Raw genomic sequence first — 12,259 nt, forward strand, 5'->3', positions numbered from 1 at the left:
TTCCCCCAACCGAGCGCTGCACATGGCTGACTTCCTCGGTTCCGTGTGGTGGATGATCGTCAGCCTTGGCCTGCTGGTGACCTTCCATGAATTCGGCCATTACTGGGTGGCCCGCCGCTGCGGGGTGAAGGTGCTGCGCTTCTCGGTCGGCTTCGGCAAGCCGCTGTGGAGCCGCTACAACAAGGACGGCACCGAGTTCGCGATCGCCGCGATCCCGCTGGGCGGCTACGTGAAGATGCTCGACGAGCGCGAGGTCGAGGTCCCCGCCGGGGAGCGCGCGGTCGCGTTCAACAACAAGACCGTCTGGCAGCGCATCGCCATCGTCGCCGCCGGCCCGGCCGCCAACCTGCTGCTGTGCATCGCCCTGTTGTGGGTGATGTTCGTGATCGGCCGGCAGGACTATTCAGCCACCCTCGGCCGCACCACCGGCATCGCCGCCAGCGCCGGCTTCGCCAGCGGCGACCGCGTGCTGGAGGTGGATGGGCGCAAGGTCGACACCTGGGCCGAGGCGAGCATGGCGCTGACCACCGCGGCCATGGACCGCCAGGACGCCCATGTGCGCGTCCGCGACGCCCTGGACAACGAGCGCACCCGAGTGCTGCCGCTGTCACAGCTGCCGGCCGGCTTCGACGAGCGCCAGGTTCCTGCCCAGGCCGGCCTGGTCTGGCAGTTCTGGCTGCAGCCGGCCCGGGTCGACAGCGTGGTCACCGGCTCGGCCGCCGCCAACCTGCTGCAGAGCGGCGACCTGATCCTGGCCGTCGATGGCCAGCGCGTGGACAGCATGGACCAGGTCACCCCGCTGGTGCAGGCGCTGGGCAAGCGCGGCGGCCCCGGCATGGTCGAGGTCGAGCGCAATGGCGAGCGCCTGGCGCTGGAACTGACCCCGAAGCCCGGGCAGGGTGCCGACGGCAAGCCGCAATGGCTGCTGGGGGTGGGTTTCCAGCAGGGACAGGCCCCTGCCTATGACGCCCGCCAGCAGTACGGCGTGCTGGCCGCCCTGCCGGCCGCGGTGCGCGAGACTGGCAAACTGGCGTCAGATTCGCTTGGCATGATGCGCCGGATGCTCACCGGCCACGCCTCGCTGAAGAACGTTTCCGGCCCGATCACCATCGCCCGCGTGGCCAATGCCTCGGCCGAGCGCGGGGTGGACTGGTTCCTGTATTTCCTGGCCCTGCTGTCGCTGAGCCTGTGCATCATCAACCTGCTGCCCATCCCTGTCTTGGACGGCGGGCACCTGCTGTATTACCTTATCGAGTTGGTCAAGGGCAGCCCGCTGAGCGAGCGTGCCATGGCGACGGGTCAATTCATCGGCCTGGCGCTGTTGGCCGGGCTGATGGGCTTGGCGTTCTACAACGACATCCTCAGCCTGGTCCCGCGATGAACTTTTTCCCGCTGACGTCGTCATACGCCGGCACCCACGCAACTCTGAAATCGACTCCAACCGGACGTGATATGACGCGACTCCCCAATCGCCGCCTGCTAGCCCTCGCCCTTGCTGCCGGCCTGGCACTGCCTGCGCTCGCACAGGCGGCCGAGCCGTTCACCGCCAGCGACATCCGCGTGGACGGGCTGCAGCGCATCTCCTCCGGCACCGTGTTCACCTACCTGCCGGTGGAGCGTGGCGACGTGGTCGACGATGCCAAGGTCGGCGACACCATCCGTGCGCTGTACAAGACCGGCTTCTTCGAGGACGTGCAGCTGGACCGCCAGGGCGACATCCTGGTCGTCACCGTCAAGGAACGCCCGGCGATCAACAAGCTGACCGTCACCGGCAACAAGGACATCAAGAGCGAGCAGCTGCTCAAGGGCCTGGCCGACATCGGCCTGAGCGAGGGTGGCACCTTCGACCGCCTGAGCCTGGACCGCGTGACCCAGGAGCTGCGCCGCCAGTACAACGACCGCGGCAAGTACAACGTCGAGATCACCCCGACCGTCAGCCCGCTGGACCGCAACCGCGTGGACGTGGCCATTGCCGTGAAGGAAGGCAAGGCCGCCAAGATCCGCCACGTGAACCTGATCGGCACCGAGAAGTTCCCGGCCGAGGACATCCTGGAAACCTGGGAGTCCAAGGAGCACAACTGGGCCTCGTGGTACCGCCGCGACGACCAGTACTCCAAGGAAAAGCTGTCCGGCGACCTGGAAAAGCTGAACTCCTGGTACCTCAACCGCGGCTACGTGGACTTCAGCGTCGATTCCACCCAGGTCTCGATCAGCCCCGACAAGCGCGACATGTTCATCACCACCGGCGTGACCGAGGGTGAGCAGTACAAGATCTCCGACATCAAGGTCACCGGCGACACCATCCTGCCGCAGGAAACGGTGGAGAAGATGGTGTTCCAGAAATCCGGCGACATCTTCTCGCGCGGCCTGCTGGAGCTGAGCGCGGACAGCATCACCAACAGCCTGTCCAACATCGGCTACGCCTTCGCCAAGGTCAACCCGATCCCGACCAGCAACCGCGGTGACCGCACCGTGGCGGTGAACATGCAGGTCGTGCCGGGCCCGCGTGTGTCCGTGCGCCGCATCGTGTTCAAGGGCAACTCGCGCACCGCCGACGAGGTGCTGCGCCGCGAGATGCGCCAGTTCGAGAACAGCTGGTACTCGCAGGCCGCCATCGACCGCTCCAAGATCCGCCTGCAGCGCCTGGGTTACTTCGAGTCGGTGGACGTGGAAACCACCCCGGTCACCGGCAGCAACGACCAGGTCGACGTGGTCTACAACGTCAAGGAAACCACCTCCGGCAGCTTCGTGTTCGGCCTGGGCTATTCGCAGTCCTACGGCATGACCACCTCGGTGCAGCTGTCGCAGAACAACTTCCTGGGTGGCGGCAACCGCGTGTCGGTCGAAGCTTCGCGCAGCAGCTACCTGCAGCGTTATGGCTTCTCCTACACCAACCCGTACTTCACCGATGACGGCGTGTCGCTGGGCTACAACCTGTCCTGGCGCGAACTGGACTACTCCGACTTCAACACCGCCCAGTACAACAGCACCAACGGTGCGGCGCAGGTGGTGTTCGGCGTGCCGATCACCGAGAACGATGCGTTCTCGCTGATGTTCGGCATCGACAGCAACCAGATCACGACCTACCAGGGCTACACGCCGAAGGCGATCATCGATTACATCGATGCCATTGGCTCCAAGACGTTCCACTCCTGGCGTACCGAGCTGGGCTGGGCGCGCGACACCCGCAACGACTACTTCATGCCGACCGCCGGTACCTACCAGCGCCTGGGCCTGGAAGCCACGCTGCCGGGTTCGACCGTGGAGTACTACAAGCTCAGCTACCAGTTCTCCAAGTATTGGCCGATCATCCCGTCGCTGGTCATCAATACCCGCCTGGAACTGGGCTACGGTGATTCGTACGGCAGCGACAAGGTCCGTGACATCTGCTGGAACGTGATCCCCGGTACGCCGGGCACGCCGGCCAACGGCAGCACGCCGGCGGTCCCGGGCACCCCGGACACCACCCAGGTCGTCGACTGCGCCACCAACCCGACCGCCAACCACCGCCAGGTGAAGGCCACCGGCCTGCCGTTCTTCGAGAACTTCTACGCCGGCGGCACCAACTCGGTGCGCGGCTTCGAGGACAACACCCTGGGCCCGCGCTCGGAGATCATCGGTGGCTACTACAACGGCCAGCCGCTGGGTGGCTCGGTGAAGACCGTCGGCTCGATCGAAGCCTACTTCCCGAAGCTGTTCGACAGCCCGTCCGCGCGCGTGTCGGCCTTCGTCGACTTCGGCAACGTCTACAACGGCGTGGACAACTTCAAGGCCAACGAGCTGCGTGCCTCAGCCGGTGTCGCCCTGTTGTGGCGCGCCCCGGTCGGCCCGATCTCGATCAGCTACGCGATCCCACTGAAGAAGGAAGACGGCGACGAGATCGAACGCCTGCAGTTCACCTTCGGTGGGCAGTTCTAAGCGACTGCCACGCTGACCCCGGGGCGGCCCGGGGTACCCGGCATCACGCCATGGGCGCGCTGCCGGGGCGCGCTCCGGGACTTCCAGATCCCCGCGCGCCCTTACCAAAGTGGCTTTCCTCCAGAACCGCCGGCGCGCGGTTCTGGTCGTTTAGGGCTTCCGGTTTACGGCCCCCTCCCCGGCCTGCGTGGGCGGTGGCGGGCTCTGGCTCCCTTTCCGGTCCACGCCTTGACCGCTGTTGGCCGGTCCACGTCCGTCTGTCTCGCGCCACGTCGGCCCGGCCGCCCGCATGACCACCACCTGCACAGGCTGTAAACTCGCCACGTGAATATTCCTACCCATACCGCACAGGAACTTGCCGACCGCTTCGGCCTGCAGGTGCACGGCGATCCGGCTGCCGCCATCTCCGGCGTGGCCACGCTCGCCCATGCCGGCCCCGGCCAGCTGACCTTCCTCGCCAATCCCCGCTATCGCGCGCAGTTGGCCGACAGCAAGGCCTCGATCGTGGTGCTGCGCGCCGATGACGCCGAGGCCGCACCCGGCACCGCGTTGATCGCCAAGGATCCCTACACCACCTTCGCCAAGATCGGTGCGCTGTTCGAAACCGTGCCGGTCCGCGAGCCCGGCATCCATCCCAGCGCGGTGATTGATCCCAGCGCGACGGTGGCGGACAGTGCGCACATCGGCCCCCACGTCTGCATCGGCGCACGCTCGGTGATCGGCGAGGCGGCCATCATCGGCCCGGGCTGCGTGATCGGCGATGACTGCATCGTGGAGGCCGGCAGCGAACTGCTGGCCCGCGTCACCCTGGTCGCCCGGGTCAAGCTGGGCAAGCGCGTGCGTATCCATCCCGGCGCGGTGCTTGGCGCCGAGGGCTTCGGCCTGGCGATGGACAACGGCCACTGGATCAAGGTGCCGCAGCTGGGCGGCGTACGCATCGGCGACGATTGCGAGATCGGCGCTAACAGCTGTGTGGACCGCGGCGCGCTGGAAGACACCGTGCTCGACGAAGACGTGCGCGTGGACAACCTGGTGCAGATCGCCCACAACGTGCAGATCGGCGCGCACAGCGCCATCGCCGGTTCCACCGGCATCGCCGGCAGCGCCAAGATCGGCCGTTACTGCCTGCTCGGCGGTGCGGTAGGCGTGGTCGGCCACCTGGAAATCTGCGACCACGTGGTGATCACCGGCAAGTCGGTGGTCCGCAACTCCATTACCGAACCGGGCGAGTACTCGTCCGGTACCCCATTGACCGATAACCGCACGTGGCGCAAGAACGCCGCGCGCTTCAAGCAGCTCGATGCGCTCGCGCGGCGCATCCTGGCTGTGAGCAAGGAGAAGGAATGAACGCACCGCTGCAGCTGCCCGTCGACGTCAACACCATCCAGACGTTGATCCCGCACCGCTACCCCTTCCTGCTGGTCGACAAGGTCGTCGAGCTGGACGTGGAAGGAAAGCGCATCGTTGCGCACAAGAACGTGACCATCAACGAGCCGTTCTTCCAGGGCCACTTCCCCGGCCAGCCGATCATGCCGGGCGTGCTGATCATCGAGGCGCTGGCGCAGGCCGGTGGCGTGTTGACCCAGCTGAGCCTGGGCCGTGATGCGCAGTCCAAGCTGTTCTACCTGGTCAAGGTCGACAACGTGCGCTTCATGAAGCAGGTGGTGCCGGGCGACGTGCTGGAGCTGCACGTGCAGGTCAAGCGCGTGATCCGCAACATGGCCGTGTACTACGGCGAAGCCAAGGTCGATGGTGAAGTGGTCGCGCACGCCGAAGTGCTGTGCGCCGGCACCCGCGAGTAATCCAGCCGGAGTCTTTGCATGAGTGACAGCGCCTCCCTGATCCATCCGACCGCGGTCATCGACCCTTCCGCCAAGCTGGGTAGCGGCGTGCGCGTGGGCGCGTTCACCCTGATCGGGCCGGAAGTGGAGATCGGCGACGGCACCGAGATCGGCCCGCACTGCAGCGTCCACGGCCCGACCCGCATCGGCCGCGACAACCGCTTCATCGGCCACGTCGCCGTCGGCGGCGAGCCGCAGGACAAGAAGTTCGCCGGCGAACGCACCGAGCTGGTCATCGGTGACCGCAACGTGTTCCGCGAGTTCGTCACGCTCAGCCGTGGCACCGCCGGCGGTGGTGGCGTGACCACCATCGGCAACGACAACTGGATGCTGGCCTACACCCACATCGCCCACGACTGCCATGTGGCCGACCACTGCGTGTTCTCCAACAACACCACGCTGGCCGGGCATGTCAGCGTCGGCAGCTGGGTGATCATCAGCGGCTTTGCCGGTGCCCACCAGTTCTGCCGCATCGGCGACCACGCCTTCCTGGGCATGGGCTCGCTGGTGACCGGTGACATCCCGCCGTTCACCATGGTCGGCATCGATGGCCATGGCCGCCCGCGCGGCATCAACAGCGAGGGCCTCAAGCGCCGCGGGTTCGACGCCGAGCGCATCAGCGCGATCAAGCGCGCCTACCGCACCATCTACGTCGCCGGCCTGCCGCTGGCCGAGGCCAAACAGCAGCTGGCCGAACAGGCGCGCGACAGCGACGACGTGAAGCAGCTGCTGGACTTCATCGAAAGCGGCGAGCGCCCGTTGCAGCGATGAGCATGGGGAACCGCCCGGGGAACGGGGAGCTGGGGGCAGCAAGTGCGCCGACCACGGCGCAGCCAGCTGCCCTTCCCGCCTCCCTGCTCCCTGTTTCCCGCCGCAAGGTCCGCATCGCGCTGGTCGCGGGCGAGGCGTCCGGCGACGGGCTCGGCGCCGGCCTGATCAAGGCGCTGCGCACGCGCTATCCGGACGCCGAGTTCGCCGGTATCGGCGGCGATGCCATGCGCAACGCCGGCTGCGAAACCTGGTTCGATGCCAGTGAACTGGCGTTGATGGGCCTGGCCGAGATCCTGCGCCATCTGCCGCGCCTGCTGAAGCTGCGCAAGGCGTTCCGCCAGCGCGTGCTGGAATGGCAGCCGGACGTGTTCATCGGCATCGATGCGCCGGACTTCAACCTGGCCGTGGAGAAGTGGCTCAAGCAACGCGGCATCCGCACCGTGCACTACGTCAGCCCGTCGGTCTGGGCATGGCGCGAGAAGCGCGCCGAGAAGATCGGCGCCAGCGCCGACCTGGTGCTGTGCCTGTTCCCGATGGAGCCGCCGATCTATGCCCGGCACGGCATCGACGCGCGCTTCGTCGGCCATCCCATGGCCGATGACATCCCGCTGCAGAGCGACCGCCTGCAGGCACGCCAGGCACTGGACATTCCCGCGCAGGCACCGGTGCTCGCGGTGCTGCCCGGCAGCCGGCTGGGCGAGGTCAGCCGCCTCGGCCCGCCGTTCTTCGCCGCCGCCTGGCAGCTGTGCGAGGACCGGCATGACCTGCACCTGGTGGTGCCGGCCGCCAATGCCAAATGCAAAGCGATGCTGGTCGAGCAGATCCGCGCCGCGGCGCTGCCCAGCGCGCGCGTGCACCTGCTCGATGGCCGCGCCCGCGAGGCCATGACCGCCGCCGACGTGGTGATGCTGGCCTCCGGCACCGCCACGCTGGAAACCATGCTGGTCAAGCGACCGATGGTGGTCGGCTACCGGGTGTCCGAGCTGACCTACCGCATCGTCAGCAGCCTGGGGCTGATCAAGGTCAGCCGCTATGCACTGCCCAACGTGCTGGCCGGCAAGGACCTGGCACCGGAGCTGATCCAGCACGACTGCACACCCGACAACCTGGCCGGCGCCGTGCGTGACTGGTTCGACGACCCGGCCCGCGTGGCCGGACTGCAGGACGACTACCTGCGCCTGCACCAGCAACTGCGCCAGGACGCTTCCGCCCGCGCCGCCGATGCGGTGGCCGGCCTGCTGGATGCACCGGCCCGGCAAGCCCAGCCGTGAACGCCCGCCGTGTTCCTGCCAGGACAGCGGACCTTTCGCTGTCCTTGTTCGACGATGCCGCGCTGGCGCAACGCCAGGCCCCGCGCCTGGTCGCAGGCGTGGACGAAGCCGGCCGCGGCCCGCTGGCCGGCCCGGTGGCCGTCGCCGCGGTGGTGTTCGACCCGGCACGCCCGCGCATCAACGGACTGGATGATTCCAAGGCCCTGACCGCCGGCAAGCGCGAACTGCTGTACGACCGCATCGTCGAGCGCGCCCTGGCCTATTCGATCATCTTCGTCGACGTGGCCGAGATCGACAGCCTGAACATCTTCCAGGCCACCATGCAGGGCATGCGCCGCGCGGTGGAAGGCGTCGGCCACGTGGCCCAGTTCGCCCGCATCGACGGCAACAAGATCCCCAAGGGGCTGCCCTGCCCGGCCGAAGCGCTGGTCGGCGGCGACGCCATCGACCGCGCGATCATGGCCGCCTCGATCCTGGCCAAGGTCAGCCGCGACCGTTACATGCTGGAGCTGCACCAGCGACACCCTGAATACGGCTTCGACCAGCACAAGGGCTACGGCACGCCGTTCCACTTGGCCGCGTTGAAAGCCCACGGGCCCTGCGCCGAACACCGAAGGTCGTTCGCGCCGGTCAGGGATGCCTTGGGGTAGTGCCTCCGGCCAAGGCGTCGCCCGGCCCCCGCCCCGCCTCGCCGGCGGCAGCGGTGCCCGATTGCCGTCAGGCGCCGCCCGCCTTCGCCTTCCTGTACACCCGTTCCTGAGCCCTTGTTCCCCCGTTCCCCCGTCGCTACCCTGCTTCGGCACACTTCTGGCCCGGCATGTCTACTTCTTCCCGATTCGTCCATCTCCACGTCCACACCGAGTTCTCGATGGTGGACTCCACCATCCGCGTGCCGGCCAAGCCGGACCAGGCGGACCCGAAGAAGGCCAAGCAGGCCAACATCCTCAGCCGTTCGGTGGAGATGCAGGCCCCCGCGCTGGCCGTCACCGACCTGAACAACATGTTCGCGCTGGTGAAGTTCTACAAGGCCGCCGAAGGCGTGGGCATCAAGCCGATCGCCGGTGCCGACCTGCTGATCGCCGAGGAGAACCAGGACCCGTGGCGGATGACGCTGCTGTGCCGTGACCGCGAGGGCTACCTGAGCCTGTCGCGGTTGCTCACCCGCGCCTGGATGGAAGGCCACCGCAACGAAGGCGGCGTGGCGGTGCACCCGCAATGGCTCAAGGACGGCGGCCAGCACCTGTTCGCGTTGGCCGGCCGCCACAGCCTGGCCGGCCGCCTGGCCGCCGAAGGCCGCCACGACCTGGCCGAGCAGCAGCTGGCCGACTGGCAGCGCGTGTTCGGCGACGGCCTGCACCTGGAGCTGACCCGTACCCAGCGCGAGGGCGAGGAAGCCTTCAACCAGTTCGCGTTGATGGCCGCCGGCCAGCGTGGCCTGCCGGTGGTCGCCACCAATGACGTGCGCTTCCTGGCACCGGAGGATTTCGACGCGCACGAAGCGCGCGTGTGCATCTCCACCGGGCGCGTGCTCGATGACCCCAAGCGTCCGCGCGAGTACAGCCGCGAGCAGTACCTGAAGACGCCCGAGCAGATGTGCGAGCTGTTCGCCGACATCCCCGACGCGATCGACAACACGCTGGCGCTGGCGCAGCGCTGCAACGTGGAGATGCGGCTGGGCACCTACTTCCTGCCCAACTACCCGGTGCCCGACGACGAGACCCTGGATACCTGGATCCAGAAGATGTCGCGCGACGGACTGGCCGAGCGCCTGGAGAAGAACCCGCTGGCGCCGGGCATGAGCCGCGAGGACTACTTCGAGCGGCTCGAGTTCGAGCTCAACACCATCATCAAGATGGGGTTCCCGGGCTACTTCCTGATCGTTGCCGACTTCATCCAGTGGGGCAAGAACCAGGGCATCCCGATCGGCCCGGGCCGTGGCTCGGGCGCCGGCTCGCTGGTGGCCTGGGCGCTGAAGATCACCGACCTGGACCCGCTGCCGTACAACCTGCTGTTCGAGCGCTTCCTCAACCCCGAACGCGTGTCGATGCCCGACTTCGACATCGACTTCTGCATGGACCGCCGCGACGAGGTGATCGACTACGTCGCGCGCAAGTACGGCCGCGAGCGCGTCAGCCAGATCATCACCTACGGCACCATGGCGGCCAAGGCGGTGGTGCGCGATACCGGCCGCGTGCTGGGCTTCCCGTATGGCTTGGTCGACGGCGTATCCAAGCTGATCCCCAACATCCTGGGCATCCACCTGAAGGATGCGCTGGGCAAGGGCAAGGAAGGCGTGGATTCGGAAATGGCCTCGGCCGAGCTGATCCAGCGCTACGAGAGCGAGGACGACGTCCGCGACCTGATCGACCTGGCGCTGCAGCTGGAAGACCTCACCCGCAACGCCGGCAAGCATGCCGGCGGCGTGGTGATCGGCCCCGAGCCGCTGAGCGAGTTCTGCCCGCTGTACGCCGAACACGACGAAGGCGGCATCGGCAAGAACCCGGTCACCCAGTTCGACAAGAACGACGTGGAAGAAGTGGGCCTGGTGAAGTTCGACTTCCTCGGCCTGCGCACGCTGACCATCATCGATTGGGCGGTGAAGGCGATCAACAAGCGCCACGAGCGCGCCGGAATTCCGCCGGTGGACATCACCCAGATCCCGCTCGACGACGCCCCGACCTACAAGGACATCTTCGCCAACGGCAACACCGGCGCGGTGTTCCAGTTCGAATCCTCGGGCATGCGCCGCCTGCTGAAGGACGCGCGCCCGGACCGCTTCGAAGACCTGATCGCGCTGGTGTCGCTGTACCGCCCCGGCCCGATGGACCTGATTCCCTCGTTCAACGCGCGCAAGCATGGCCAGGAAGAAATCATCTATCCCGACCCGCGCACCGAAGCCATCCTCAAGGACACCTACGGCATCATGGTGTACCAGGAGCAGGTGATGCAGATGGCGCAGATCGTCGGCGGCTACTCGCTGGGCGGCGCCGACCTGCTGCGCCGCGCGATGGGCAAGAAGGTGCCGGCGGAAATGGCCAAGCACCGCGAGATCTTCCGCGAGGGTGCGGCCAAGGGCGGCGTGGACGGCCCCAAGGCCGATGAAATCTTCGACCTGATGGAGAAGTTCGCCGGCTACGGTTTCAACAAGTCGCACGCCGCGGCCTACGCCTTGGTCAGTTACCAGACCGCGTGGCTCAAGCGTCACTACCCGGCCGAATTCATGGCCGCGACCTTGTCCTCGGACATGGACAACACCGACAAGGTGGTCGGCTTCCTGGCCGAGGTGCGCAACCTCAACCTGACCGTGCTGCCGCCGCGCGTGAACGACTCGGCCTACATGTTCGAGGCCGCCAACGCCGACACCATCCGCTACGGGCTGGGTGCGATCAAGGGCGTCGGCCAGGGGGCCTGCGAGGCCGTGGTGGACGAGCGCCTGCGCAGCGGCGAGTACGTTTCGCTGCTGGACTTCTGCACCCGCGTGGAGTCCGGCAAGCTCAACCGCCGCACGCTGGAAGCGATGATCAACTGCGGCGCGCTTGACGGGCTGGGCAAGAACCGCGCCACGCTGATGCTGCAGTTGCCGGAAGTGCTCAAGGCCACCGACCAGATGGCGCGCGAGAAGGCCTCCGGGCAGAACTCGCTGTTCGGCGCGCCGGACCCGGTCAGCACCGCCAACCAGCTGGACCTGCCCGAAAGCAAGGAATGGCCGCTGGCGCAGTTGCTCGGCGGCGAGCGCGAGACGCTGGGCTTCTACCTCAGTGGCCACCCGTTCGACCCCTACGCCGAGGACGTCAAGGAACTGGTCGGCACCGACCTGGGCGGCCTGGACAAGATGGTCACCCCGGCGCTGCCGTCCAAGGACGGCGAAAAGCGCGCCTGGCGGCAGGAGGCGCAGGTGATCCTGGCCGGCATGGTCATCGGCGTGCGCCGCAAGGGCGACAGCCAGGTGTTCGTGACGCTGGAGGACGGCAAGGGCCGGGTCGAGTGCAGCGCCTTCTCCGACGGCCTGGCCGAATTCGGGCACCTGATGACCAAGGACCGCATCCTGGTGGTCAAGGGCGGCCTGCGCGAGGACGAATTCAACGGCGGCTATGCCCTGCGCATCCGCCAGTGCTGGGACTATGAACAGCTCAGCGCCGACCATGCCACCGGCATGTTCCTGCGCGTGGATGGCCGCGGCGGCCCGATCTGGCAGCGCATCGACGCCCTGCTGGCCGGCAGCCGGCCCGGCCGCACCCCGCTGCGCCTGGACCTGCTGCTCAACGGCAAGCCCAATGGCAGCGTGGCCGGCATGCTCGACCTGGGCGGCCAGGGGGCGGTGCGGGTCAGCCCCCAGCTGCTGGATACCCTGCGCGAGGACCCGGCCGTGCGTCGGGTCAAGGTCAAGTACAGCCCGCCCTGGGCGAACTGAACCGGACGGACGCGTACGGGTTCATTCGACGCGTTCGGCTACACTTC

General features: G+C 67.4%; 8 protein-coding genes. All 8 read left to right on the forward strand.

Annotation, left to right across the window (positions count from 1 at the left end):
* The first annotated feature begins 22 nt into the window (after positions 1–22).
* The 8 genes from rseP (at position 23) to dnaE (ending at position 12,212) form a co-directional block, all read left to right on the forward strand.
* The gene (gene rseP / locus ATCM_RS14220) at positions 23–1,381 is read left to right on the forward strand and encodes an RIP metalloprotease RseP (protein WP_132865139.1); all 1,359 of its coding nucleotides are present in this window, start codon (positions 23–25) and stop codon (positions 1,379–1,381) included.
* Positions 1,382–1,452: 71 nt separating this feature from the next.
* Positions 1,453–3,918, forward strand: a complete 2,466-nt coding sequence (bamA, locus tag ATCM_RS14225) for an outer membrane protein assembly factor BamA (RefSeq protein WP_165931192.1) — start codon at positions 1,453–1,455, stop codon at positions 3,916–3,918.
* A 324-nt stretch (positions 3,919–4,242) separates the two neighbouring features.
* Positions 4,243–5,265, forward strand: coding sequence for a UDP-3-O-(3-hydroxymyristoyl)glucosamine N-acyltransferase (gene lpxD / locus ATCM_RS14230; RefSeq protein ID WP_132865141.1), 1,023 nt, complete (start codon positions 4,243–4,245; stop codon positions 5,263–5,265).
* A complete protein-coding gene (gene fabZ, locus ATCM_RS14235; protein WP_132865142.1) occupies positions 5,262–5,720 on the forward strand; it encodes a 3-hydroxyacyl-ACP dehydratase FabZ in 459 nt (152 codons plus the stop codon). Before lpxD ends, fabZ begins: the two co-directional genes overlap by 4 nt.
* A gap of 18 nt (positions 5,721–5,738) precedes the next feature.
* Positions 5,739–6,530 carry an acyl-ACP--UDP-N-acetylglucosamine O-acyltransferase gene (gene lpxA, locus ATCM_RS14240; protein WP_132865143.1) on the forward strand — a complete coding sequence of 264 codons (792 nt, stop codon included), beginning with the start codon at positions 5,739–5,741 and terminating at the stop codon, positions 6,528–6,530.
* 2 nt (positions 6,531–6,532) lie between these two features.
* A complete protein-coding gene (lpxB, locus tag ATCM_RS14245; RefSeq protein WP_132865144.1) occupies positions 6,533–7,801 on the forward strand; it encodes a lipid-A-disaccharide synthase in 1,269 nt (422 codons plus the stop codon).
* A gap of 38 nt (positions 7,802–7,839) precedes the next feature.
* On the forward strand, positions 7,840–8,451 hold the full coding sequence (locus ATCM_RS14250; protein ID WP_243694102.1) for a ribonuclease HII: 612 nt from the start codon (positions 7,840–7,842) through the stop codon (positions 8,449–8,451).
* Positions 8,452–8,618: 167 nt separating this feature from the next.
* Complete coding sequence (dnaE, locus tag ATCM_RS14255) at positions 8,619–12,212, forward strand: DNA polymerase III subunit alpha (protein WP_132865146.1); 3,594 nt, start codon at positions 8,619–8,621, stop codon at positions 12,210–12,212.
* The last annotated feature ends 47 nt before the right edge of the window (positions 12,213–12,259 follow it).

It is taken from the genome of Stenotrophomonas sp. ATCM1_4 (assembly GCF_004348115.1).
GTDB classification, from domain to species: Bacteria; Pseudomonadota; Gammaproteobacteria; order Xanthomonadales; family Xanthomonadaceae; genus Stenotrophomonas; species Stenotrophomonas capsici.